The sequence below is a fragment of the Paenibacillus sp. FSL R5-192 genome (assembly GCF_000517845.1).
Classification (GTDB): Bacteria; Bacillota; Bacilli; order Paenibacillales; family Paenibacillaceae; genus Paenibacillus; species Paenibacillus amylolyticus.
The window spans coordinates 210,351-235,910 of the sequence record NZ_ASPR01000002.1; the positions used below are offsets into that span (position 1 = coordinate 210,351).

General features: G+C 48.0%; 20 protein-coding genes. 7 read left to right on the forward strand and 13 right to left on the reverse strand.

Annotated elements, in window-relative coordinates:
* The first annotated feature begins 48 nt into the window (after positions 1 to 48).
* Positions 49 to 885 carry a methyl-accepting chemotaxis protein gene (locus C161_RS33405; protein ID WP_036612668.1) on the forward strand — a complete coding sequence of 279 codons (837 nt, stop codon included), beginning with the start codon at positions 49 to 51 and terminating at the stop codon, positions 883 to 885.
* A gap of 212 nt (positions 886 to 1,097) precedes the next feature.
* On the opposite strand, the gene C161_RS00990 is transcribed toward C161_RS33405, so the two are convergent.
* The gene (locus C161_RS00990) at positions 1,098 to 1,706 is read right to left on the reverse strand and encodes a LysE/ArgO family amino acid transporter (RefSeq protein WP_036612671.1); all 609 of its coding nucleotides are present in this window, start codon (positions 1,704 to 1,706) and stop codon (positions 1,098 to 1,100) included.
* A 135-nt stretch (positions 1,707 to 1,841) separates the two neighbouring features.
* Here C161_RS00990 and C161_RS00995 point away from each other — a divergent pair, with 135 nt between their 5' ends.
* Positions 1,842 to 3,335, forward strand: coding sequence for an aminotransferase-like domain-containing protein (locus C161_RS00995; RefSeq protein ID WP_036612673.1), 1,494 nt, complete (start codon positions 1,842 to 1,844; stop codon positions 3,333 to 3,335).
* 156 nt (positions 3,336 to 3,491) lie between these two features.
* Here C161_RS00995 and C161_RS01000 read toward each other — a convergent pair whose 3' ends face one another.
* The 6 genes from C161_RS01000 to C161_RS01025 form a co-directional block, all read right to left on the reverse strand.
* A complete protein-coding gene (locus C161_RS01000) occupies positions 3,492 to 4,319 on the reverse strand; it encodes a carbohydrate ABC transporter permease (protein WP_036612676.1) in 828 nt (275 codons plus the stop codon).
* The gene (locus C161_RS01005) at positions 4,316 to 5,200 is read right to left on the reverse strand and encodes a carbohydrate ABC transporter permease (RefSeq protein ID WP_036612679.1); all 885 of its coding nucleotides are present in this window, start codon (positions 5,198 to 5,200) and stop codon (positions 4,316 to 4,318) included. Before C161_RS01005 ends, C161_RS01000 begins: the two co-directional genes overlap by 4 nt.
* 179 nt (positions 5,201 to 5,379) lie before the next feature.
* Positions 5,380 to 6,660 (reverse strand): ABC transporter substrate-binding protein, encoded by a 1,281-nt coding sequence (locus C161_RS01010; RefSeq protein WP_036612682.1) that lies wholly within the window; start codon positions 6,658 to 6,660, stop codon positions 5,380 to 5,382.
* 147 nt (positions 6,661 to 6,807) lie between these two features.
* Entirely contained in the window at positions 6,808 to 7,917 is a 1,110-nt protein-coding gene (locus tag C161_RS01015) for a response regulator (RefSeq protein ID WP_235193705.1), read from the reverse strand.
* Positions 7,914 to 9,704, reverse strand: coding sequence for a sensor histidine kinase (locus C161_RS01020; RefSeq protein ID WP_036612684.1), 1,791 nt, complete (start codon positions 9,702 to 9,704; stop codon positions 7,914 to 7,916). The genes C161_RS01015 and C161_RS01020 overlap by 4 nt, the downstream gene beginning before the upstream one ends.
* A 290-nt stretch (positions 9,705 to 9,994) precedes the next feature.
* Complete coding sequence (locus C161_RS01025; protein ID WP_036612686.1) at positions 9,995 to 11,998, reverse strand: beta-galactosidase; 2,004 nt, start codon at positions 11,996 to 11,998, stop codon at positions 9,995 to 9,997.
* Between the two features lie 245 nt (positions 11,999 to 12,243).
* Here C161_RS01025 and C161_RS01030 point away from each other — a divergent pair, with 245 nt between their 5' ends.
* Complete coding sequence (locus tag C161_RS01030) at positions 12,244 to 13,218, forward strand: AraC family transcriptional regulator (protein ID WP_327196646.1); 975 nt, start codon at positions 12,244 to 12,246, stop codon at positions 13,216 to 13,218.
* Here the strand turns inward: C161_RS01030 and mobA are convergent.
* Complete coding sequence (gene mobA / locus C161_RS01035; RefSeq protein WP_051447275.1) at positions 13,188 to 13,817, reverse strand: molybdenum cofactor guanylyltransferase; 630 nt, start codon at positions 13,815 to 13,817, stop codon at positions 13,188 to 13,190. The genes C161_RS01030 and mobA overlap by 31 nt on opposite strands.
* 163 nt (positions 13,818 to 13,980) lie before the next feature.
* Here mobA and C161_RS01040 point away from each other — a divergent pair, with 163 nt between their 5' ends.
* Positions 13,981 to 15,174: an MFS transporter gene (locus C161_RS01040; protein WP_036667790.1), complete on the forward strand. Its 1,194-nt coding sequence runs from the start codon at positions 13,981 to 13,983 to the stop codon at positions 15,172 to 15,174.
* 187 nt (positions 15,175 to 15,361) lie between these two features.
* Here C161_RS01040 and C161_RS01045 read toward each other — a convergent pair whose 3' ends face one another.
* Positions 15,362 to 15,919, reverse strand: coding sequence for a stalk domain-containing protein (locus tag C161_RS01045; RefSeq protein ID WP_036612690.1), 558 nt, complete (start codon positions 15,917 to 15,919; stop codon positions 15,362 to 15,364).
* Between the two features lie 261 nt (positions 15,920 to 16,180).
* Positions 16,181 to 17,914 (reverse strand): glutamine--tRNA ligase/YqeY domain fusion protein, encoded by a 1,734-nt coding sequence (locus tag C161_RS01050; RefSeq protein WP_036667792.1) that lies wholly within the window; start codon positions 17,912 to 17,914, stop codon positions 16,181 to 16,183.
* 280 nt (positions 17,915 to 18,194) lie between these two features.
* Between C161_RS01050 and C161_RS31855 the strand changes: the two genes are divergently transcribed.
* Positions 18,195 to 18,437 carry a DUF2164 domain-containing protein gene (locus C161_RS31855; RefSeq protein WP_244988428.1) on the forward strand — a complete coding sequence of 81 codons (243 nt, stop codon included), beginning with the start codon at positions 18,195 to 18,197 and terminating at the stop codon, positions 18,435 to 18,437.
* Positions 18,438 to 18,563: 126 nt separating this feature from the next.
* Positions 18,564 to 19,112, forward strand: a complete 549-nt coding sequence (locus C161_RS01060; protein WP_036612698.1) for a GNAT family N-acetyltransferase — start codon at positions 18,564 to 18,566, stop codon at positions 19,110 to 19,112.
* Positions 19,113 to 19,224: 112 nt separating this feature from the next.
* Here C161_RS01060 and C161_RS01065 read toward each other — a convergent pair whose 3' ends face one another.
* Both C161_RS01065 and C161_RS01070 read right to left on the reverse strand, forming a co-directional pair.
* The gene (locus C161_RS01065) at positions 19,225 to 20,013 is read right to left on the reverse strand and encodes an SDR family oxidoreductase (RefSeq protein ID WP_036667794.1); all 789 of its coding nucleotides are present in this window, start codon (positions 20,011 to 20,013) and stop codon (positions 19,225 to 19,227) included.
* 26 nt (positions 20,014 to 20,039) lie between these two features.
* On the reverse strand, positions 20,040 to 20,540 hold the full coding sequence (locus C161_RS01070; RefSeq protein ID WP_036667795.1) for a GNAT family N-acetyltransferase: 501 nt from the start codon (positions 20,538 to 20,540) through the stop codon (positions 20,040 to 20,042).
* Positions 20,541 to 20,810: 270 nt separating this feature from the next.
* On the opposite strand from C161_RS01070, the gene C161_RS01075 reads away from it, so the two are divergent.
* On the forward strand, positions 20,811 to 22,010 hold the full coding sequence (locus C161_RS01075; protein WP_051449521.1) for a methyltransferase domain-containing protein: 1,200 nt from the start codon (positions 20,811 to 20,813) through the stop codon (positions 22,008 to 22,010).
* Positions 22,011 to 22,089: 79 nt separating this feature from the next.
* Here C161_RS01075 and C161_RS01080 read toward each other — a convergent pair whose 3' ends face one another.
* The gene (locus C161_RS01080) at positions 22,090 to 25,482 is read right to left on the reverse strand and encodes a GH36-type glycosyl hydrolase domain-containing protein (protein ID WP_036667796.1); all 3,393 of its coding nucleotides are present in this window, start codon (positions 25,480 to 25,482) and stop codon (positions 22,090 to 22,092) included.
* Positions 25,483 to 25,560 lie beyond the last annotated feature (78 nt).

A 25,560-nucleotide genomic window follows, 5' to 3' on the forward strand; every position in this document is an offset into this window, starting at 1 on the left:
ATACAATACATCTAGATGATACACATACATTATAGGAGCTGAACCTTATTGAACATCGTTGAAGCACTCGTTGCAGCAAGTCCATATTTTAAAATTATGCTGAAAGAACACGATATCATGATTGCAGTAACCGATACCGAGAAGTTCTGGTATTATGTACCGAGCAATGAACTCGATCTGGGCATCAAGGCTGGAGACCCCGTTTCCCTCGATGACCCTACACTACGCCGGGCACTTATACATGGGGAAACTTCAGCGAACCGTATTGATGCGAAATTCTATGGCACATCAATCAACTCGGCGGCCACCCCACTTCGGGATGAACAAGGAAATATCGTGGGCACACTTGCCATTGGTTTCTCTCTTCAGAACGAGGAAAAACTGGAGTACTTCACTGAATTGATCGGCGGTATCAGCGGAAAATTAACAGATATGGTGCAGACGGTAGCCGCCCAATCCGAGCAATTGACGGCATCTTCCACGCAGATTTTGGATAATACCCGCATGGCTGTGCAGAACTCAGGCGAAGTCAACAAAGTCGCCGCATTCATCCGTGAAATCTCAGAACAGACCAATCTGCTCGGCCTGAATGCAGCCATCGAAGCGGCCCGAGCAGGTGAAGCAGGCGCCGGATTCAGCGTCGTTGCATCTGAAGTGCGTAAACTTTCTACAGGTACCAAAGAAGCTACGGTGAATATCGAACGTTCCTTGAAAGATGTTCAGCATTCCATTCAGCAGATGGAGCAGGAGATCACATCCATCTCACAGTCTAGCAACCAACAAGCGGTGCTGGTAACCGAGTTCAGCGAGGTCATTGATCAGTTGAACAGTGTAAGCCGTGATCTGAAAGTGTTTATTGAATCCATGCTGCTGAAGGCAGAATAGATCCGATTACGATGACCCTAATTCAAATGACCAACCATATATAAGAGACACAACACCAAAGCGTTATCGAGCACTACAGTTCCAACTCAATAACTTGATCACCAGGCATGCTGATAATCACATTCAGCATCCACATTGAACTCCCTGCGCGATAGACGTCACGGGGAGTTTTTTTATTTTAAATAAAATGCGCCCGCTACATCACGGTCCTTCTATGCATAGATGAGCTTCCACAGCATCATAACCGCCAAACCAACCATGACCACAGCGGACAACCGGTTAAACACCAGACTGATGCGTCCAGTTCGATCCGTTCTGCCAATCACCCTGCCTGCGCCTGCAAGTCCCAAGAACCATATCCACGATACAGCCGCGGCTGTTAGGGCAAAATAAATGCGCTCCACCCCTTCATACTGAAGTGAACTGGTGCCAATCACGGCAACCGTATCCAGCAGAGCATGAGGATTGAGTAAAGATACCGATGCGGCAAACGCAATCTGTCGCCCTGCTGACATTACCGTTTGCGAACCTTCCACAGATTCGGACGACCTCCAAATACTCCATGCCATATATAGCAGAAACAGGCTTCCTACTGCATACAACACATTCGCCAGCAATGGCCATTGCAGCAAAATGAGCGACACCCCTCCAACGGCTGCCCCGATCAACAACGTATCACTGACCCCTGCCGTTATTACAGCAGGCAGGGCATGTATATAACGCCTCTGGCTCATACCTTGGTTAAAAATAAATACATTCTGCACACCCAGTGGCAAGATCAGGCCAAATGCCAGAACCACTGCGTGAATAACAACCTCCATCGCGCTTCCCCCTTATCTCTGTATTCCATAGTAGGGCAGATGATGGCTGACGTAACCAACCACTTGGATGGCATCAGACCCAACCAAATGATATAGTGTTCGTTACAAAGAAAAACGGAGGTGATTCTGCCAGTTATGGAACGTTCTGATTCTCGGCTAAGCATGGGGTGGAAGCCGAACCCTTCTCTCGACTTGCCCTTATATCGCCAGATTGAAGCCTATATCCGGCAGAAAATCACAACGGGCGAATGGTCCGCAGGATATCGTCTCCCCTCACAGCGATTATGGGCTAGGTCCATGGGCGTAAACCGCAGTACATTGGTCACCGCCCTGGATAATCTGGCCGCCGGGGGGCTACTTGAAGGCAGACATGGCGGGGGAACCTATATTTCCGGCTCCGGTTGGCATGGTATGGCTCACGAAGCGATGCCCAACTGGAATGAAGCCATCGAGGAGGGCTGGTATTATCCCAACTTGCCCGAGATCCAGCAGATTAATCAGGCTGAATTCCGGCCTGGCATCATACGTCTTGGTACAGGGGAGCTTGCCCCAGAGCTGATGCCTCATGATGCTTTTAGCGATATTCTACACTCCCTGTCCCATCGTTCTCGTACACTCAACTATCTGGAACCTCAGGGAAGCCTGGAGCTTCGTGAGGCTTTATCCGTTCATTTGCAGACTACCGGCATTCAGGCCTCTCCAGATTCCATACTGATCGTGTCGGGCTCTCTTCAGGCGCTGCACTTGATTTCGGTCGGACTGCTCCCTCGCGGATCAGCAGTTCTGCTGGAAAAACCGTCGTATCTCTATTCGATTCACGCCTTTCAATCGGCAGGGTTGAAAATGAGTGGCATCCCTATGGATGACGAAGGATTGCATATTGCACGTCTGGAGGATGCTGCGCAGCATGTCAAAGATCAAGACCACATCTCGCTTCTCTATACGATCCCGAGCTTCCATAATCCCACCGGCTCTGTGATGAGTGATCACCGCCGGGAAGAACTCATGACCACCGCTCGAACAATAGGCATCTCCATACTGGAGGATGCCGCCTACAGTGATTTGTGGTTGGATAAACCTCCTCCGTCATCGCTGAAGGCGCGTGACCAGGAAGGACGGGTGCTGCATATGGGTACTCTGTCAAAGGCAGTCAGTCCTGGACTGCGCCTCGGATGGCTGGTTGGGCCAGAGCCGGTCATTCGCCGTCTGGCAGATATCAAGATGCAGACCGATTATGGTACCAGTTCACTCGCCCAAGAAGCTGCTGCCCTGTGGTTCGCAGAAGGACATCACGCTGGACATATGGAACGCCTTCGCCCTGAACTACGCAGACGCAGAGATATCATGCTGGAGTTGCTTCAACGTCACTTCCATGGGATTGCGGATTGGGAAATACCCGCTGGTGGATTTTACATCTGGCTGCAATTCACCGTATCCCCTCTCTCTATCCGCCAATTGTTCCATACCTGTCTGGAGCAAAAGGTACTTATACACCCGGGTTATCTGTATGACCGGTTAGATGCGAGTCACATCCGGCTCTCTTACGCGTATGCTTCACCTGATGAGATGGAACATGGGTTAAAATGCCTCGCAGAAGCTGTCCACAGGCTCATGGATTCTGGCTCCTGACTTCGAATGTTGGTTCCTGATTTCACAACCAAAAAACAGCCTTGACCTGGAAGGACCATGTCCTTCAGATCAAGGCTATTTGCGTAAGTTTCGAAAGTTTGGCCGAATAACACAACGGGCAAACACCAGATGCGCTGCGGGATTCCTTTGAACGTTCTATCCTTTGACCGCACCCTCCGCAATACCCTCCATGATGAACTTCTGGAAGAACGCATAGATCAGAATAACCGGAATCGCAGTCAGTACCAGGGAGGACAGAATCAATGGCCATTCCTTGTTATATTCACCAAACAGCATGTTCGTGGACAGTATCAGCGTATAACGATTCACATCGGTCAGCATGAGCAGTGGCAACAAGAAGTCATTCCAGATCCACAGGAAGTCCAGAATCGCGATGGTGACTGTGATCGGCAGCAAGAGTGGGAAGATAATCTGGAAGAATGTCTGGAACTCATTACATCCGTCCATCTGAGCTGATTCTTCCAATTCACGCGGAATGGACTTCACAAACCCGTGATAGAGGAAGATTGCCATGTTCACGCCAAGTCCGATATAGATCAGGGCCAATCCGTACGTGCTTCCCTGTACACCCATGCCTTTGGCTACCCGTGTCAGCGGAATCATGATCGAGTGGAACGGTACCAGCATGGACGCAACAAACAGGAAGAAGATCAGGTTGCTCAAACGGCCTGAGGTACGTGACAGCTTGTATCCCGCAAGTGAGGCACAGAAGACAATTCCCCCGATCCCCAGAAAGGATACAATTGCCGAGTTCATGGAACTGCCCAACAGATTGATTTTGTTAAACGCGTCCGAATAATTCTCCCAGTGCAACGTTGTTGGCAGCGCGAGAAAAGATTGGAACATCTCACCCTGTGTTTTGAAAGAGTTCACCACCGCCATGTAGATCGGCAGCATGGCGACGAGAGAGCCCAGAATCAGCAGCACTCGAATCAGATAACTGTTCAGTCGTTGCATCCTCATGCTTCCACCTCTTTCTTCTTCATGACGGTGATCTGGATGAGTGTAAAGATGAGTACGATGATGAACAGCACAACCGATTTGGCACTCGCATAGCCATATCTGAAGTTGTTGGAGAATGCTTCTTCATAGATGTTCATCGTGATCACCTGCGTGGCCCGACCCGGTCCGCCACCAGTCAGTCCATACACCACTTCGAACACTTTGAATGCTCCGTTCAGCGTCAGGAAGAAACAGATGGTCACGGCATGAGTAATCATTGGCAACACCACATTACGCAGTACCTGGAATGCGTTAGCCCCATCAATAACAGCCGCTTCTTTGAGACTTTTCGGCACACCCTGGAGAGCAGCCAGATAGATGATCATCATATACCCTACACCGTTCCAGAGCGATACGATCAGAATGGAGTAAAATGAAAACTTCGGATCACCCAGCCATTGCTGATCCAGGAACGAAAAAGCCAATTTCTGTGCGAGCTGTGGCAACACCTGAGAGAAGATGAATGTCCACATGAAAGCACTGATGATTGTACTGATCATGTTAGGCATGAAGAACAGGGTCCGGAAGAGCCCTTTGCTGCGCGTTCGTGACTCAATCAACACGGCGAGCAGCAAGGCAATTCCATTTTGCAGAATCAGCATACATATTACATATTTCATCGTGAACCACAGAGAGTTCAGAAAGTCAGGATCTTCTTTGAACAATTCCACAAAGTTGCCCAGACCGATAAAGCTATAATCCCGATTAAGTCCGTTCCAATCCGTCAGGCTATAGAACATGCCACTAAACGTGGGATACAGCAGGAAAATCGCATAGATGACAAAGGCAGGCGCAGTGAACGCGAGCAGTGACAGATACTTCTTGAACACATTCGTAGCCATTGGTTCTCCCCCTTTTCACTCGAAGCGGATGATTGTAAACGAGGGAACAAAGAACGTTCTGCCTGCCGTATCATCTGCTTGAAGACTCTGACGAAACAAAGTACCGCTCATTTGTTGTCAAAACTCTCAGACCGTTGAGATTTGCCAACAAAAGCGGATACTCCATTCCTCACAGCTCCTTACTTGTTGACTTTGTTGTAGGATTTCCACGCCTTGTCGAGCGCATCGATAACCTGCTGTTGATTTAATTGCCCAGAGTAGTAGCCTTGCAACGCTTTGCCTGACTCGTCTTTCACCGCTTGAGGGAGGGATGGGTCCTCATAAGCTTTACCTTCACTTACATATTTCTGGGCATCGTCTACCCACGGGAAGCTCTTGAAGTCATGGATTTTGGCAATCGGATTGAACTTGAGTGCTTCGAAGAATGCACTTGAATCCTTGTCATCGAGAATGTAGTTCACAAAATCGAGTGCCACTTCTTTGTTTTTGCTAGATGACGATACTGCCAGTGAAGTGGAGGTGCTCAGATTGATTTTGGTATCATCCGGATTGTCATTGATCGGCATTGGTGCTACACCAAAGTTCAAGTCCGGGTTGGACTTCAGAATGGTCTCGGCAAACCAGGGTCCCTGAATCCACATCGCGGCGCTTCCTGATGCGAAGGCTGCTGAACCATCATCTCCGCCCACTTCCAGCGCTTTGTCCGTTCCATTGGCATTGACGAGATCAAAGATATCAAACAATGCTTTCATATCGGAGAAGGAGCCCTGATCCTGATTCATCTTCTCCACGAAGTCTTTGTGCTCAGACTGAGTTAATGCACCCACGGTAAGTGGCAGGAATAATTGCGGAATCCAGGCTTCTTTGTAGGACAGTTCAAACGGTGTAATGTTGGCTGCTTTGAGTTTCTCCACGACCGCTTTCATTTCTGTTAACGTCGTTGGCACTTCCAGCCCTTGCTCTTCAAAAATATCTTTATTGTACAGATAGCCCCATGATACTGTTTCCAATGGAATAGCTACGATTTTACCCTCCGCATCCGTTATGGAAGGTTTAACCGAATCCAGCAGCTTATCGACAAAAGGTTGGCCCGAGAGGTCTTCCAGATATCCAGCTTTGCTGAATGGTGGAATCTCATTGACTGCATGTAGGGCGAACACATCCGGTGCATCATTGGAGGCGAGTCGTGTCTTCAGAATCTGAGGCGCATTGTCCGCTGGCGGCATCTCCAGTTGCACGTTCACCTCAATGTTTTTCTCTGCTTTCTCCTTGGCTTTGAACTGTTCTATATATTTATCGTAATGTTCTTTCAGCCGAGGTTGTGCAACGAATACTTTGAGTGATACCGTGCTGCCTGACGCCGATTCCTCCTGCCCATTTTCCGTTCCTGCATTGGAGCCGCAACCTGCGAGCAGAACACTGACCAGTACCGCACTTGCTACGCTTTTCCATACTTTCATCTCTTATGACCTCCCGGTGTGTAACTGGTTTGTCTTTCATAGGCTCATTATATATCAGTAAATGAAAGCGCTTCATTGGACAAAATTAGACTTGTGTATTGGATTATTTTAAACCTTAATCCTGCCGAAAATGCTCTATCAAACGACTCATTCCGTCCTACTGGCTGAATTGCCTGACATACGAGGCTGTCCCTTACGCATCTCCCCTGGGGAAACTCCGAAATGCTTCTTGAAAACACGATAGAAGTAGGACACATCTTCATAACCCGCCATCTCGGCAACATGCTTGAACGGAATCTGTTCATCCATCACCCATTCTTTCGCTCTCGTCATACGTAATTGGATAACATAGTCGGTTACGTTCACCTCATACTCTTTCTTGAATACCTTGCTGAGATATTCCTTGCTGACAAAAAAGATCTGGGCGAGCTGCTCCAGCGTAATCATCTCCATACAGTGCTGCTCAATGTATTGCTTCACCTCATTCAGGTTCAGCTTGTTCTTGAATTTACGCTGCGCAATCAGCTGCTCCAAAGCCTGGTAGTATGGAGTCGAAATCCATGCGATCGTGGATTCAATGGAAGCCAGTGCAGCCGCAGGAGGTAGCGCCGTTGCTTCGGGCCGCTCGTACAAGCCATTGGAGACGCACAACTCATCCAGCAAAGCCTGTAATTCATGAGCCACCCTTCCAAGCTGCCGAGGTCTGTTAATCTCGCATCGTTCCAGCTTCTGCTGTAATTGCTGGAACCACTCACGCAGACTCTGACCGTTCAGGTCATTAAACCGCAGGCGAGCCTGCTGCTGAAACAGGGAGAACTCACCTGCGAACGAAGATGGGTACGATTCCCATGATTCAGGTGCTGATTCAACCTTTTCCAATTCCTTTGCACATTTAGCAAGTACACCATTCAGTTCATCCGGATTCACCGGTTTGAGCAGATAATCTGCAGCCCGATGCCGGATCGCATGTTTTGCATAATTGAAGTCATCATATCCGCTCACCACGATCACCTTGATCTGTGGGTATTGTCCGCTAAGCGTCTGCAACAGCTCCACACCGTCTGTGCCGGGCATGCGCATGTCCGTAATGATAATGTGAGGCTGATGCTGCTTGACCAGTTGAATGGCCTGCTCGCCATCCTCTGCCTCACCTGCAACGGTCATGCCAAGTTCATTCCAATCTCCCAGGTTACGCAAAATATCCCGGTTCCACGGTTCATCATCCACCAACAGCACTCGGTACAGTTCCTTGTTCACAAGGCTTCGCCTCCTGTATTGCAGGGGATTCGTACCGTAACGCTTGTCCCCTGTCCGTATTCACTTTCCATGCTCATCCCATATTCAGGTCCAAAATGCATTACCATTCGTGAGGCCGCATTGACCAGTCCAATACTTGTACCTGAACTCCACACCCGATCTGCCTGCCGGGTAAGCCGCTCCAGTCTGGACCGCATCTCCGTTAGTCTCTCAGCATCCATACCCACGCCGTTATCACAAATTCGAATGGTTACATCTGTAGGTTCACAGACGACCTTAATACCCAGCTTCCACTCGCCCTGTTTCTTCTCCAGACCATGCAAAAATGCATTCTCCACAATGGGTTGCAAAGACAACTTGGGGATATAACACGCCCGAAGTTCTCCGGTGATTTCCAGTGTATATTCAAGCCTGCCGGCAAAACGTTGCTTCTGAATCAGCATATAATGCTCCAACTGATCGAGTTCAGACTGCAGGGGCACCAGTCCATCCGGCGCTCGCACAATATAACGAAACATCTCGCTTAAGGCTCGAATGACCTTGTAACTGTCTGCCGGTTTTTGCGAGTAGACCATGCCGCCAATCATCTGCAGTGTATTTTGCAGGAAATGCGGATGGATCTGGGATTGCAGTGCTTTGAGCTCGGCCGTCTGCTTCTCCAGATTCATCAGGTAGTTGTCGCGAATATGTTCCCGAATACGACTAGCCATGCCGTGCAGATTTTTCTCCAGCAGACCAATCTCATCTACCCGACCGCTTCGTACCACTTCCCTGTCCTTGATCAGCTGGATACCCTTCATGGAATTTGCCAGTCTGACAATGGGCTTTGATGTACGCCAGGCCACGAACCCAGCTATTCCCACAGAAATGACGGTTGCCAGGCCACCCACAACCAGTCCATATTTCATCGTTTCCAAGGCACTTTCATTAATGACGTGGGCAGGTACAATCTTGATCACACGCAGTCCTGACGGCTCAATGGAATGAAAAAATACGTATTCCTTGGCTGTACGAATGAAACCCGAACTTTCTTTTGTGCTTGCCAATTTCTCCAGTGCTTCCGCTGAAGGCTGAATATCTTGGTTTGGCTGATAGACCGGACTCCCCGTGCTGTCAGCAATGTATACCGCATAGTCACCCCGGCTATCCAGCAGCTCCAAGGTCTGGTTGAACTCAGCCCACTTGACCTCCAGACTGATGGCCCCGATCTGTGCCTGATCCTCGAAGCGGTTCATGCTGCGGGTCATGTGAAACTTTTGCGGATCGTCCGGATCATTGATAATCGTAAAATCTTTATGTTGTGCAAAAAGCTCATGATATCCTTCCGGTATTTCCGATACCGCTTTGATGCGAGAATCCATCGAGTTGAAGGTGAACAAGGTGTCCAATTCCTTCAGGTACAGTTCAACGCCAAATACATAATTGCCGGCAGAATAGTATACACTGTTCAGCATATTGAACATGGCCTTCTGTTCATCGAATCGGCTGGCCGCCGGCGCTTCCTCGTTCAACGCCAGATATTGATGCAATTCGTCACTGATCTGAATCGAATAGATAATGTTGTTCATGCGCGCGAACTGTTCACCCAGATAGATGGAGGCCCAGTTCATATTGGCTCGGTTGGTCTCCATAATCTCCTCTTCCATGGAAGAGCGGGTATTCTCAGCAGCCATAGCGGTCATGGCAATGACGGGCAGAACGGCCAGCAGCGTCATGGTAAGAATCAATTTATTGCGAATGCTGCGTTTGAAAGGATCTATCAGCTTCCGATAACATTCGGTAAACACAGCGCATCCACTCCTAAGCTAAAATAGACAAACGCCCCAGCATGGAAGCTGAGGGCGCTTTGGTCTTTATATTCGTTTGGAAATGTTACAACTAATGCTATTTACATGGATACTTCGATGACAGAACAACCTTCGATCGCTGTTATCCCCAGATTTTTTCTGATTCCCTTTTTGAAAAGGGAAAATCCGGGGATAAAGGCGCACGCTTCGCTTCGTTAGGTTATTTCTGTCATCTCCGTTTTTGTGTAAATTTATAGTTCAACATCCATTGCCTACTCTATTATTTTCTATTATTGTTCGACAATCCGTATGCCCCATGGCTCCAGTTCGATCTTCTCTCCAGCAGCAATCGGGGTTCCTGCCAGAAGTTCCGTCCCTTTTCCATAAGCATTTACGAAGGATGTTGCCTCACCTGCATAATTGAAATAATAGCGAATCGTGTTCCCTTGATCGTTCACACCTGTCTTCACAATGATCGGAAAAGCCAGCTCCTGATCCGCTCCCCATACGCCCGCTTCCTTCATGACACGTTCCAACACCTTACGGATCACCGCAGAACTGGTATAACATCCGACATAGGTTGCTTTCCCTTTTCCATAGGCATTCTGGGTAATTGCCGCATATTCACCCCAATGTGGATGATCATACCAAGCGAGTACTTCAGCCGTTGTCGGCGTAATCAGTTCCATCCAGGTGTGAACCTGGTTCTGCTCCTCACCAACCTTGAATGGATCATCGCGCAGTGACACATGTTTCGGCTCTACAAAAAGGTTATAGCTGATCCCGCATGCCTCACTAATTAGCCCGGGCTGGCGGGTAGAGCGTACCTTGATATGCTCATTTGCAAATCCACTTTTGAACGAGTAGACGATATGTCCGCCATCCTGTACGAATTGATTTAATTTTTCCAACAGTGCATCCGAAGCAGCATACAGAGCAGGTACAACGAGTACGTCATACTCCGCATAACTCTCAACCGATGGGTCGATGAGGTCACAGCCAATGTTCATTTTATACAATTCATCGTACATCCAGCGCACCACGTCATTGTAGTTCTTGTCACTGGTGAAGTTAAAACCAAACCACTTGATGGATGTCAGTGCCTCATTGCTGAACAGCACAGCCACTCGATTCTTTTTCTTCAGATTCACGAGCTGCGGACTAAGCCGGGCGAAATCCCTGCCAATGGTCTTCGCTTCGTTATACACCGGATTCGGTTCAAAGTCATGACTGAGCAATCCTTTCCAGTACGTCTCAAACGAATTGTGCAACGAGTGCCAGTGCCAGTAAGCGACCATGTTCGCTCCTGATGCCAGATGACTGAATGCCTGCAAACGCAGCTGTCCCGGATAGGGAACCCAATGCCAGAACGCCTGCGCTTCGGTCTCCAGTACCAGATAATTCGATTGTTTGGTCGAACGCGCCACATCCCCGCCGAATGAAATCTCAATGCCGGTCAGATCATCCTGGGAAGGATGGTAGATGTCCACACTGGTGATGTCAAAAGGTTTCGATGCGGCAAAATGGTCCACATCCCCTTGAATGCCGTAGGAATATCCACGCCAATCGAAGTCAAAATTCTGGGTAACAAACTGTCCTTCCTGTTTGTATTCATTCACGATCCCCACTTGCCAAGCCAAAAAATTGGTTACCAGCAGACGCTGGAACTTGGCAAACTCAGCGCCCAGACTGCCGTTAATCGTTCCTACAACAGACGGGAAGTCTTCCCAGCTATTGATTCGATTGCTCCAGTAGTCGAGGCCAAATTCCTTGTTGAGTTCATCCAGAGAACTGAACTTGTTCCGCATGTATTTGACGAATTGCAGTTGTACATTATCTCCGGCCGTATTGTAATGCTTCGTCTCGTTATCTGTCTGATAACCGATGACCGCTGGATGTGTGCTTACCCGAGAGATCAGCTTGCGGATGATCCGCTCGGCATAGAATAGATAGGTTGGATGTGTAATGTCCATGATCTGTCTTGCGCCATATTTGCCAGGTCCCTGTGAGGTTGTAGCCAGAACGTCCGGATGTTCCTTGACCATCCACGTTGGAACAGCATACGTTGGTGTGCCAACGATAACCTGAATCCCTGCCTCATGCATGGCATCCAACACGCGGTCTACGGAAGAGAAGTCAAATACACCATTCTGCGGTTCATGGGTACTCCAGGTTGATTCTGCAATGCGGACCACGTTAATCCCTGCATCCTTCATCATCTGAATGTCTTTGTCCAATCTTTCGTAAGGCATATATTCATCATAGTAAGCTACGCCATATAATAATTTGTCCATGATTTAATCTCCTTTTTAGGTGGAAAATATAATGATCTTGACGTGTGCAAGAGTTGACATATTCCAATCCATAATGGTAGCGTTTACATTAATGTCGGTTGAAGAACTTGGATTGTTCAGCAACCACTTCAAACGCTGATGTATTCAATGGATTATCCATGCTTGCGTTAAACTGATTATAATGAAGTATACTACGGGTGCCGATTGTATAAGGCAAGTTGTTTTTACCCTTTTCCGAGGTGAATATGATGGATATCCGATCACAGCTCCGAGAAATGCCTCACCATACGCTGGCCCACTGGCTGCCTATTATCGACAGTAACATCAAATTCTATGGTGCGCACAGCCAACAAGTACCCTATGGATGGGCGATGCCGGAGGAATCACATCCGGGCTTTGAGATTATGTTGATCATCGAAGGTACGCAGGAGAGTGTGATTCATGGTTATACCTATACCGTGGAGGAAGGTTCCATTCTTCTCATTCCTCCCGGGTTCAAACATACAAATCAATGTGTATCCACGGAAGGCATGACTTATTTTAGCGCTCACTTTAATGTGGATGATCCGGTCTTCACCCTGAAGCTGATGTCACAGCACAGCCGAATCTACGCAGCAGGTACGGCTGATAATAAGAAGATGCGCGTTGTGCTGGAGAGTTGGATGGGGATGATTAACGTATCTGAAGCCTACACGTCCACTGATAAAATGATCATGCAGGCCCGCATGTTTGAACTGTTCGCCCTGTTGTCCCAAGCCGCTGACAATGAACCGGAGTCCACCACTTCCGTTGCTGCTTCACATGCACCAGCTCCAACAGCCATGCATTATGCGGGAGCTATAGCGGAGGCGATCAAGCAGGCATTCCATGCCCAGCTTCGAACCAAGGAAAGCAGTGTATCCACGGTCAAAGTAGAGCAGATTATATCTTCGTTTGGCATCAGCCCCGGATATGGTCTACAGGTCTTTCGCAAGGTGTACGGGCGATCGCCCAGGGCTTACCTGTCCAGCTTGAAGTTGCAGGAGGCCAAAGTACTGATCGAACAGCCAGAGCTGTCGCTCGGTGAAATTGCGTGGAAGCTCGGTTACACCCATCTGTCCCATTTCAGCAGACAATTCAAACGTTGGACAGGCCAAAGCCCACTTCAATATCGCAATCATCATGCAGATACATCAGGCGCTCCTGTATCCTACAGATCGGAATCGAGTCCAGAATCTTGATTACGGATACGCTCGTACTCTTCCGGCGTGTTCATATTACTCATTTGCATCGCTACTTGATGAACGCCCGCTCTTTCAAGCTCTTCCGCTTCGACATAACAGCAACCGATCTCTTCAAGCCATCGCATGACTCGAAGATGATCCTGTATCAGACGCTGCTCCAGATCAGGGAGCACTCGTATGTGGTAAGCCCCTGCAAGAGGGTGGACATGTCCATCCACGCGTGGAACGATAGCAGAATAAGAGTCATGCGACTCGGCCAGCTTTTTTATCCCATCAAAAAAGGACGTTTGCAGGAGCGGCATATCGCAGGCGCATACCAGATTCCAGTCTGTATCGGAAGCTTCCAGCGCTGCGTGAAGACCGGCGAGTGGCCCCTTCCCCGGATAGTGATCCTGAACGCAGTCGTAGCCCATTGCACCGTAAGTTGTCACATTGGGTCCGGCAGCCACGATGATACGGGATACGGCGGGTCTCATGGCCTTTGTGACATGTTGCAGTACAACGGAACCGTTCAGTTCCAACATGGCTTTGTTGGTCCCCATGCGGCTGGATAATCCTCCTGCCAATATGATGCCTGTCCATTCACGCGTGTTCATGTTGTTATCCTCCCTCCTGGTAACGATATGTGTTTGACTACATCAATTTCAAAACGTTCGCTATGCATTGAATCCCCTTTCAACAAATGATACATTGAACAATATGCATTTGAAAGGAATGGCTTAATTGGACAGACCTGCACCTTCAAGAGGCAATCCCTCATTGGTTTCTCTGAAACTATATAACTTTTTCATATATGGAGCCATCTCCATCTTCGCCGGATTCCTGCAGTTGTATCTGCAAGAGATTGGTATGACCAAACTGGAGATTGGCAGTCTCATGGCGATTGGACCCTTTGTATCCTTGTTTGCCAACCCGTTCTGGGGTTTCTGGAGCGATAAATCTCGCAACATTCGCATCATTCTGATGATTATGATGGGAGGCACATTTGTGCTCGCCCAGGGTGTATTCTATGCGCCCACTTATACATGGATCTATGTAGCCATGATTTTCTTTTATTTTTTTCAAAGTCCATTATTTGCTCAAACGAACAGTCTGATTCTTGGATATATCGATGGTACAACCCAGAAATTCGGATCATTCCGGCTCTGGGGTTCACTCGGTTGGGCGCTGACTGCCGTCGCAGCCGGACCGCTCATTGACCGTTTTGGCATCGGCAGTGTATCCATTATATTTGCGTGCATGATTGCCACCGCCTTTGTATTATCCGTATTTCTACCCAGACAGCCGATCGCTTCGGATACACCGGTGGTTACTTTTCGGCGGTTTGGCAAAGTCATGTTCAATCCGTATTTTATGGCATTTATCGGCCTGGGTGTACTCGTATCGGTGCCTAATGCCATGAACAGTACTTTTATGTCACTATACATAGTAGAGATGGGTGGCGATAAACAGATGGTCGGCTGGGCCATCTTCACCTCATCCATTCTCGAAGTCGGCGTATTCCTGCTGCTCGATCGCTTACTCAAACGCAAAATGAGCATGCTCCTGGCATCTCTCATTCTGATCAGTGTGCTGTTTGCACTTCGCTGGCAGCTCATGGCACTGGCTAACAACCCACTGGAGATTGTATTCATTCAATTGATGCACTCCATTACGTTTGGTGGGTACTTCTATGTGGGTACGCAACTGACCATGCTGTTCATTCCAAGACCTTATCGTTCTTCCGGTCAAGCGGTCTATACGATGGCCTGGGGAGGTCTCTCCGGCGTGATTGCCGGTCTGTTCGGCGGCTGGTTGTTCCAGAGCTTCGGTGCAGAAATCATGTATAGCATTGGCGTATTCTTCTCGCTCATCGGCGCTGTTGGATTTAGCATCATGTGGTTATCGAATCGACGTAACGGCTATCAGCCGGTTGTGTTGACGGAGATGGGCAATATGGATGAGGACAGATAATCTTTTGTTAGAAAAAGTTGAAAAAGATTTCCACTGGAGCACTACGAGGACAGAAGAATCTTTCGATCGCTGTTATCCCCGGATTTTTTTGATTCCCTTTTCAAAGGGTAAAATCCGGGGATAAAGCGGAGCTGTAGTTCGTTCTATCATAATATGAATATGATGCTAGTTTCTCTATAGATTTTAACTAATCATTAAACTGAACAAACACATGCATATACTTATCTAATCCTGGAAAACCGGTTGTACCTTTGATATCCAAGAAATTCAGTTTCTCTTTCCAGTCTACTCTTTCTTGATCGGAGTCATCAGTCGAGAGTTCAAAAATATATGCTAAGACAAATGCATCCATACTCGAGACCCCGTTTTTCAATTGTACCCACTCTTGAGGGAGCACAACTTGATTGTTACCCGCTGTGATTTCTTTGCCAGAGAAATTAAGAATCAGTTCTTGTCCTTCATTTTTAATCGTGGTGATTTTTTTCTTTCCATCCCATTTAAACGTTGCTCCAGATCGTTTAAAAACATCTTTCACTGGGATATAAATGGATTTATAAGTTGTTTTTGTTGCCTTTCCATCCTTTATGACACTTAGTTCAACTTTTTTTAGTGATGAATTGTACACATTCGCCGCACGTTCCTTAAAAGGTAGATCCATTAGGGATTGGTCCAAAGCAGCAGAGGCAACAGAGCCTACACAGACAGCTAAAGTTAACATCAACAATAAAGAAACAAATCGCTTCATCTTGATTCCTCCTTGAAATTATTGTTCACATTAACTTAAACGTCGAAAGTTGGAAAAATGTTCATTTAAGTATCCCGTTGTATTAATAATTATTTTTTGTGTATCCACGCATAACCAGGACTTGTACCAGTACAATCTTCTTTAGCAATTTCAGGTGCACAAGAAAAAGGCGTCTCCATTGGCTTATTGCCCTGGAGACGCCTTTTACGTTCATAGATTTAAGTTTACTGCTAACCTATCGTCCTACCTATGCGCTTCACATTACGCCTTCGGCAGTTGGAATGAGCTTTTCAGGGATACGACCCGGTTAAATACCGGACGTCCTGGCTCGGAATGTTTTGGATCTACACTAAAGTAACCGTGACGGAAGAATTGGAATTTATCCTGAGCGTTTGCTTCCTTCATCTCTTGTTCCACATACCCATTAACAATCTCAAGTGAGTTCGGGTTCAGTTGATCCAGGAACGTTTTCTCCGGTTGCTCTTCCACAACCTCAGCTTCAGCCCCAGCTACTGTCACTTCGACCTCTGCTTCTGGTGCTTCATCCAGGATCAACGGCTCATACAGACGGAATTCAGCAGGTACCGCTTGAGTCGCTTCTACCCAGTGGATTGTTCCTTTGACTTTACGGCCAGTGAAGCCACTGCCGCTCTTTGTCTCCACATCATAGGTACAATGAATCTCAGTCACATTGCCTTCTGCATCTTTGATCACATCGTTACATTTGATGAAGTATGCATGTTTCAGACGAACTTCGTTGCCAGGGAACAAACGGAAATATTTGTTCGGCGGATTTTCCATGAAATCGTCTTGTTCGATATAAATCTCACGGGAGAACGGAATTTGGCGATTACCCATCTCTGGGTTCTCCACATTGTTCTCTGCTTCAAGCCATTCCACTTGCCCTTCAGGGTAGTTGGTAATGACCACTTTGAGCGGATGCAGGACAGCCATCGTACGCGGAGCTTTCAGTTTCAAGTCTTCACGTACAAAGTGCTCCAGCGTTTGCAGGTCGATAACTCCATAGTTTTTGGAGATGCCTGTCTCATATACAAAATCACGAATAGCTTCCGGTGTATAACCCCGGCGGCGCAGACCCGAAATTGTTGGCATACGTGGATCATCCCATCCATCCACATGTCCTTCATCTACGAGCAGTTTCAGCTTCCGCTTGCTTGTTACCATCTGGGACAGATTCAGCCGACCAAATTCATATTGACGTGGTTGGTTCTCCATCTCACACTCGGCAATAACCCAATCGTAGAATGGACGTTGATCCTCGAACTCCAAGGAGCAGAGGGAATGCGTTACACCTTCAATTGCATCTTCGAGCGGGTGAGCAAAGGCGTACATCGGATAGATACACCATTTGTCGCCCGTGTTATGATGGTGTGCATGTGAGATCCGGTAAATAACAGGATCGCGCAGATTGATATTAGGTGCAGACATATCGATCTTGGCACGCAGCACTTTCTCCCCGTTCTTGAATTCACCTGCACGCATACGTGTGAACAGGTCGAGATTCTCTTCCACCGAACGATCACGGTACGGGCTGTTCTTACCAGGCTCCGTCAGCGTTCCGCGCATTTCACGGATTTCGTCGGCGCTTTGGTCGTCGATGTAGGCTTTTCCTTTTTTAATCAACAAGACAGCACGGTTGTACATCTCATCAAAATAATCGGAGGCAAAACGTTTCTCGTTCCACTCGTATCCGAGCCATTTCACGTCTTCCTGAATCGATTGAACGTACTCTACATCTTCCTTGACCGGGTTTGTGTCATCAAAGCGCAGATTCGTTTTGCCGCCAAATTCGCCGCCCAGCGTAAAGTTAATCCAGATCGCCTTGGCATGGCCGATATGCAGATAACCGTTCGGTTCCGGAGGAAAACGGGTAATAACTTCCTGGACTTTCCCAGACCGGAGATCTTCGGTAATAATATTTTTGATAAAGTTAGGTGGGGTTGTACGATTGTCCACAGGTATCAAACCTTTCATGAATGGATTGGAGCCTTAGGGAATTGCAGCAATTCCGGCTATAATTCCTTAATAACGAAGTCATTTCCTGAAAAAATCTATTTTCTTGGAAAGTTTCGTACGCGTTTCATTTAAATATACCTTTAACGGGGGAGGAGTTCAATAAAGAACGGCACCAAAGTCAGGATTAGCCGTGCATAAATAGGCCCTAAACCATTTTGACGGGTTCGCTCGAATCATGTAGCATGATAGTAAAAACAAATTAAAGGGAGGGTTTCCCATTCCATCGAACTCGCTTAAACTGACCAAAGAACAGCAGGATGAAGCCATTCGCACCATCCAGTCGTATTTCGAAGAGGAACGTGGCGAAGAACTCGGCGATCTGGCCGCTTGGGGTGTCCTCGACCTGTTCATGACACAGCTCGCTCCCTACATATATAATCAGGCACTCCGTGACGCACGCACAACGGTCAATCAACGCATGGCCTCAATGGAAGAAGACCTGTTTGCACTGGAGCAAAAGTTACCCAAGACTTCCCGCTAATCCACTACAAATACGTGTTCAAAAAATCTGGTTTCATATTCGATGCTGATAATGCCGTTAGGCATGATTCGTAATCAAAAGTGGACTTTTTTGAACAACACTATACAAAGAAAGAAGGTTGCATTCATGTTTACCTATTCATTGGATGAATATACCGAACTCCGGCCACTGGCCATGGAACATACCAAACCGCTGTTTGAACTGACGGATCGCTCGCGGGATCAATTGAGACATTGGTTGCCATGGGTGGATCATGTGACAGAAGTGGAACACACCTCGAACTTTATTACCAACGCGTTAAAACAAGGTGCCGAGAATGGCGGATTCACCGCCGGAGTATGGTCAAAAGGGGATCTAGCCGGCGTCATTGGATTCCACGAGATTAACTGGACCAACCGCTCGGTAAGCATCGGATATTGGCTTGGCAAAGGTTTTGAGGGTCAGGGCTTGATGACAAGCGCTTGTCGCGTTCTGGTTGATTATGCTCTGGTGACCCTGGATCTGAATCGCGTCGAGATTCGCTCGGCAACAAATAACAAACGGAGTCGTGCTATCCCTGAAAGACTTGGATTTGTTCTCGAGGGTGTCATTCGTCAGGCAGAGAAACTGCCTAAAGGTTACGTGAACCATGCGGTGTACGGCATGCTTCAGCATGAATGGGAACTCTTGCGCTAATTCGCTTACATAATAAATCGGAGTGATCTCTCCCAACATAATGGATCAACACGAATACCCTCGATCTCCACGTAATGTGGTGACAGAGGGTATTTTATTGTATCCATGACTTTTATAGTGCTCGGACCATGCCACCATCCACGATCAATGAGGTTCCGGTAATGTACGTATTGGCCCCGGATAACAGGAACACCACCGCTTTGGCAAACTCCTCTGGTTGACCATAACGGCCCAGTGGAATCTCTTTACGGAATTGGTCAGATACCTCTTCCTCACTGATTCCGTTCTGCTCAGCCCGTGCTGCATCAAGCTCACGTATACGGTCTGTTGCAATACGTCCCGGCGCCACCGTGTTGATCAAAATTCCGTATGGAGCAAGCTCTTGAGACAAGGTCTTCGCCAATCCAAACACGCCGGTACGGAACGTATTGGACAGCACCAGACCCGGAATCGGCTGTTTCACCGAAGTTGAAGCGATATTCACAATGTGTCCTCCGCTTTCTTTCATATAAGGAAGAGCACCGCGAATCAGCCTTACATAACTGAGCACATTTAATTCAAATGCACGTTCCCAATCTTCATCCGTCAGTGACTCAAATGAACCCGATGGCGGGCCACCCGAATTGTTCACCAGAATATCAATCTGTCCGAACATTTCTGCTGTCTTGTGAATCAGAGCCTCAATATCTTCCTTGCGTGTCACATCGGTTGCACAATATTCCACACGTCCGCCACCACCAAGCGCCAGAAGCTCCTGCTTCACTGCTGCGAGCTTTTCTTCGCTCCGGCTGGCAAGCATGACGTCAGCACCTTCTGCTGCCAATTGAGCGGCTACCGCTTTGCCCAGTCCTCGACTGGAAGCCAGCACCAGTGCTTTTTTACCTTGAAGTCCCATGTCCATCGTTGTTCCTCCTCCTCAGCTAGTTTCTATTTGGTCTGGATAAAATAACCCATAAGAATATCGTCCACATACTTGTCTTCGATATAAAACTCGGACACCAGCCTGCCTTCCGTCACAAATCCACACTGTGTATAAAACGTGATGGCTCCCGGATTGCTGGAAAGTACACGCAGCCTGAGCTTGCGAACGCCTTGTTGGGCCGCATGCTGCTTAATGGCATCCATCATAGCTGTGGCAATGCCACAACGCCGATCATGGGGATGAACTGCAATATGAATCTCGTAGACATGACGGTTGACCGGCATACCTGTGGCTGGCTGAAAGCCCACATAACCACATACCCGCTCTCCCTGCACCGCAATCAATTGACTGCCTGGCGGGCAATGTTGCAGATATTGTTGCCTGGAACGCCATTGCATCGGTGCAGGAGAGGTGTATTTGTCCCATACCAGGGCATCCAACTCCATTAGCTGGGCTGCATCTTTAATCTCGGATGGACGAATCGTAAATGTATGGCTGGTAAGCATATTGATTCAACCTTTCGTGCTATAGTCGACAACGCTGTACGTTATAACGTCGGGAGATTTAAGAAATTAAGAGAGTTAAGAAATTTAAGAAACTTAGAAATACGTTGTTCGTTTGCTTCACTGTTTACATATGTTCGTTCTATATATTGTAGCATAGCCTCAGCTTTGACTAAAATTCCACTCGGTATTGAACCTTTTCGCAAAATGAAATAAACACTTAACCTTGCCGTAACGTCATGGTTTATACTGATTCGATAAGGAGGGGGATGCATGATGAACATCAAAGAGGCAGCAAGCAGGCTTGGTATATCGGCGAGAGCCATTCGTTTTTATGAGGAAAAAGGATTAATTCTCCCCGCCAAACAGTCCAGTAACGGGTATCGCACATACACCGAGAATGATATCTGGCGGCTTCAGACCATTGCTGCGCTGCGTGAGATTGGCATGTCGCTACAGGATATTACACATGCGCTCGGAGAGATTGATCAAGGGAATCAGCAGCGGCTGGAAGAATATCTGGAGCTGCAACAGGCCGTCATGTATGCCCAGTGGATTGAGCTCAAACGTATGATGGATACAACCCAGCGCATGATTGACCTGAATCGTCAGGACGGCCCGTTGGATGTCAGCCATCTGCACGATCTCGCAGACAGTGCCCGTCGCCTGCGTGAAGCACGGCAGAACTGGCATGATCGGTGGAATTATGACATGCAGGCAGCCATCCATGATCAGCGAGTGCAGGCAGAAGGCAGAGTCAGTACTGAACACCCCAATTCAGAGGACAGGCATCATTCGGCCAACCCCTCGCCTATAAGCGATGAGAATGAAGTTTCACATCCAAACCATAATGCAGGTCATTCCACGCCGGGCGATTCCAATGATACGGTACAGTCTTCCTTTTATCTGTATCACAACTATGACGAAGCGCTCGAACAGACAGCTCATTGGATCTCTCCCGCCCTTGGTGAGAAAGGACTTGATATTGGTACAGGCACAGGTAATCTGGCTGGGAAACTGCTACAGCACGGCGCAGACATGACTGCAATCGACCAATCCCGGGAGATGCTACGCAGATGTCGTACCAAATATCCTGAGATGCATGTGAAACTTGGTAATTTTCTGGCGTTGCCTTTTACCGATCATTCCTTCGACTTTGTTGTATCCAGCTTTGCTTTCCATCATCTAAGTCCAGATCAGCAACTATTGGCTTTACAGGAGATGCAGCGGGTATTAACCTCGCGTGGACGTATCGGCCTAACCGATCTGATGTTTGTTGATGCGACTCACCGTGATTCCTATATTCGGCAGGCAGAAACCACAGGACACGAGGAACAGCTGCTCGCCTTACGCCAGCGTCACTTCCCTCTGCTGGATGAGCTATGCGGCTGGCTGGAGCAACAGGGCTACGTAACAAAACATGTGGGGCATAACGAGCTGTTACATACGTTGTTGGCGGTTCCACTGCGCTAGTGGATTATGAGCATATGCCAAAAAGGCCATCCCGCCTTGATTAAAGGAGGATGACCTTGGTATACATCATGCTATGAAATTACATATAAATATCAACAACCGTGCGCTCAGTTGCACTGCGTGCTTGTCTGAACTCATCCAGTGAGATGCTTACTCCGCCTTGACGGTAACGGTTCGCTGTACGCTCAGTACGAATGTCTTTGCCATTCACCGCTACACGGCTCACAGCACCTTCGTTCAAGTGATAGATAAACGTCACCGGCTCACCCGCATACTCGAATTCGAATTGCATGCCGTTCAGCTCAGCTGGCAATACCGGGTCAATGACCAGATCGCCGCCCTCTTGACGAATGCCAAGTGCATTAGAGATCAGCTGGTTCATGTAGATTCCAGGGCCGCTGGAGTAGATTCTCCATCCGCCTTTCACCTGTACAGTACCTTTACGAAGCTGGTCAAAATGCTCCTGTGCCTCGTAACGCGTATTAAACTTGCCGTCCGAACTACTAAAGTACGAGTTCGCTTGGCGAATCTCCGCGTTAGGTACAACCTCGCCGATACCAACCGGGTTGATCATCGCGAGACCATTCCACACCTGATCTGTCTTACCGAGCTTCGCCATCGCTTCCACATAACGGATATGAGCATGAACATATTGCAAACCAATCTCACGTCCGAAGTTGGATGCTTGCTCTGCACGTTTGAAGTGTGTGCTTACACCACCAGCATATTGAGCTGGACGATTCATCAGACGCACCCCATCCGGGCATAGGAACTGCTCACGGATCAAGGCATAATGTGATTCTGCTTGCTCCGCATTCAGCAATTCACCGATCATGCTGCGCGTCATTGGCAACAGACGATATTGAATGCCTGTCTCTGTGTCCGTTGGATGAAGCATCAGCTTCGCTTGGTCCGCTTCTTCCATGTATACAAAACCTGGAATCACATCTGTGCCCAGCATGTAACGGTTAAAGTCCTCACGGATGCCTTGAGCCAGCACGTCAAGCTCCTGTGCAAAGTCCGCATCTTTGAATTTCAGCGCTTGCGAGAGCACGTTCACGGACTGATACGTCAATGCCACAGTCCAACTGCTCACCATGTATTGCTTCAACTGTGCATTGGCTGGTTGGAGCGTATCATCCCAGTCACCATCGCCGTAGGAAGACAGGAACGTATCGTGCAGGAAGTGCGAACGGATATATTCAATCTCTTTTTTCGCGTGATCCAGTACAGTTGCCGTCTCTTCCGTGAACCCGAAGCTATGCTTGACGGTATAAGGTACTTTCTCATCCAGGATTGCATAGTCGCGAGTCGCTGTCAGGTAGTCCGCCAATACTTTCAACGGCCATACGATGATGTCGCCATGACTCTCTTCCTGTTGAATCGCAAAGTATTTATCAAACATGAACCATTGCGGCCAGTTGCCATCATCTTCATATTGGTGGGTATACACCATTTTGATGATATCGCGAACTTGCTCATATTTTTGCGTTGCCATAAAGTACTCCACCGGACCTTGGCACACATCTCGTGTACCCCAAGCCGCGCCACCGTACTGCTCCAAACCGTGAGGCACAGAATAGTGAACCAGCATATTGTGGGTGTACCACCAAGCCAGCGCATTTACTTTGAACAGATCCTCTGCACTCTGACCTTCTCCACGGCACAAACGGAACCCGTTCATCACACCTGCGAAGAACTCGCGGTATGCCTGCACTTCCTCTTCAAACGTCAGGCTTGAACCTGCTACCACTCCGCTGTCCGCTTGACCTTCCAATACCCCTTGTACCTTCAGCGTCCATTCAGCACTCGCTTCCAGACTAAGCGTAACCAGTGATGCGGAACCACTGCGGATACCACTTGCCAGCAACGTTTCGTCCCCTACATTCACAGCTGCGCCATCCACCGACATGCGGTATTGCAGATCCGGATATGTTCCAGCACTAATCGCTTGCGGATCAGCCTTGAAGATCAAAGTATCGCCATCCTGCGTCATATGCAGCGGATACTCGTATTCATTCACATTCATCGTAATCTGGTTTGTTACCAGGTAACGGTATGCTGTGCCACTTGTGGAGCGTACGTTCATGCTCACCTCGGTGGTGTGTGCCCCTGTATAGTTCGTTACGATGATCGTATCGGATGCCGTTTTGTAGATCCAACGTACATAGTTGAAGCCAATTTCGAACAGGGAAGGCATCGTCAGCAGACGATATTGTCCGTCCATTTCCACATAGATGCGTTGTCCCGCCGTTTTCGGCACGTTTAATGCATTGCGAGCATTACTGATCATTTTATTAAAATTGGTGTTACCAATAACGAGTTGTGAGTTGAAAATACCGTACATATACGATGTTGTCGTAATAACCTGTGCTCCAAGTTGCACGTTGCCTCCACTCATCAGAATGTGACCGTGCGGACGCTCTACGAGCAATTCTTTTGCTTTCAGAACGATATGTTCATAGCTGCCTGTGAAGAAGGATAACAGTTCCTCACCGCTGTGCTCTTCCTGATGACGATCAGGGAACAGATCATGAATCTCATCTTGCGTCAGATCAAGCGTAACCAGTGGTTCACCAAGGAAGGAGGACAGTTTTACCTGTTCCAACGTGTCACCATTTTCCACAGTTAGAGCCTGTACTTCATTCCATGCTGCTGTAACTTCATCTCCGAATTCCAGTGCAGAGATCCCTTCGGCATGATTAGGCTTCGCCAGTCCATAGAAGACCACCTGAGCTTCTCCGTTCAGATTCAGCAGTTCAGATTGCAATGCCGTATAGGCAAATTCATACTGATATGTCTCATTTGCCAGCGTTGGGCGATTCAAGCTCTCTGGTTGATTCGTTTCCTTGTATGACAGACCGAAGAATTGGAATCCATCTGTGGAGTAACCGACTGCTTTGGTCAGGGAACCTTGTTGTATATAAGGAAATACGCCGCCCTGAGGCTGGTTTTGACGGGAACAAACGACATAACCTTTCGCTTCATCCTCAAACACCGTGTGGTCAATGTATTGTGACAGATAAGCTTCATTACTGCGTACCGCACCTGGATCAGCAAGCCCTACATCCTGTCCGTACACCACGTCTACGTTATCTTGTTGTCCTGTGAGCTTCACATCCCAGAACCATACACCTTGAGGTGTAGCCGTAAATACGACCTGATAGCCAATGCCTTTTTCGCTACCTTCCAGCTGGACTGTGCCCTCCCAGATCAACTGGTTGCTGGATTGTGCCTTGCTTGTAATCACCTTGCTGTTCGAATGTACACCGAGCAAAGGGAACGAGCTGATATTCTCTCCCTCATGTACACGCAGGTACAGGTTGTTCAATGATCCATCAATCTGGTTGCTGAGCAACTGGTTCAACATCGTTGTACCGGATGTAGCCTGGTATAGGTCGCCACTGTTCAAAAAGGTAAAGGATAACTCTCCGGCAATTAACCGGATCGGTTCATTAATCATCGTTGTCATAAGGTTCACTCCTTGAATTAGTTAAAATCGAAACGTTTCGATAATTCTGAAAAAGAATAGGGGCCTCTTCAAACCGGC

Excerpts from the sequence above, each read along its gene's own strand:
- C161_RS01070 (WP_036667795.1), bottom strand. The coding sequence starts at position 20,540 with ATGCTTACCAGCCATACATTTACGATTCGTCCATCCGAGATTAAAGAT.
- C161_RS01030 (WP_327196646.1), top strand. The coding sequence starts at position 12,244 with ATGATGGATATCCGATCACAGCTCCGAGAAATGCCTCACCATACGCTG.
- C161_RS01025 (WP_036612686.1), bottom strand. The coding sequence starts at position 11,998 with ATGGACAAATTATTATATGGCGTAGCTTACTATGATGAATATATGCCT.
- C161_RS00990 (WP_036612671.1), bottom strand. The coding sequence starts at position 1,706 with ATGGAGGTTGTTATTCACGCAGTGGTTCTGGCATTTGGCCTGATCTTG.
- C161_RS01005 (WP_036612679.1), bottom strand. The coding sequence starts at position 5,200 with ATGGCTACGAATGTGTTCAAGAAGTATCTGTCACTGCTCGCGTTCACT.
- C161_RS00995 (WP_036612673.1), top strand. The coding sequence starts at position 1,842 with ATGGAACGTTCTGATTCTCGGCTAAGCATGGGGTGGAAGCCGAACCCT.
- C161_RS01075 (WP_051449521.1), top strand. The coding sequence starts at position 20,811 with ATGATGAACATCAAAGAGGCAGCAAGCAGGCTTGGTATATCGGCGAGA.
- C161_RS01065 (WP_036667794.1), bottom strand. The coding sequence starts at position 20,013 with ATGGACATGGGACTTCAAGGTAAAAAAGCACTGGTGCTGGCTTCCAGT.
- C161_RS01010 (WP_036612682.1), bottom strand. The coding sequence starts at position 6,660 with ATGAAAGTATGGAAAAGCGTAGCAAGTGCGGTACTGGTCAGTGTTCTG.
- C161_RS01045 (WP_036612690.1), bottom strand. The coding sequence starts at position 15,919 with ATGAAGCGATTTGTTTCTTTATTGTTGATGTTAACTTTAGCTGTCTGT.
- C161_RS01050 (WP_036667792.1), bottom strand. The coding sequence starts at position 17,914 with ATGAAAGGTTTGATACCTGTGGACAATCGTACAACCCCACCTAACTTT.
- C161_RS01000 (WP_036612676.1), bottom strand. The coding sequence starts at position 4,319 with ATGAGGATGCAACGACTGAACAGTTATCTGATTCGAGTGCTGCTGATT.
- mobA (WP_051447275.1), bottom strand. The coding sequence starts at position 13,817 with ATGAACACGCGTGAATGGACAGGCATCATATTGGCAGGAGGATTATCC.
- C161_RS01060 (WP_036612698.1), top strand. The coding sequence starts at position 18,564 with ATGTTTACCTATTCATTGGATGAATATACCGAACTCCGGCCACTGGCC.
- C161_RS01080 (WP_036667796.1), bottom strand. The coding sequence starts at position 25,482 with ATGACAACGATGATTAATGAACCGATCCGGTTAATTGCCGGAGAGTTA.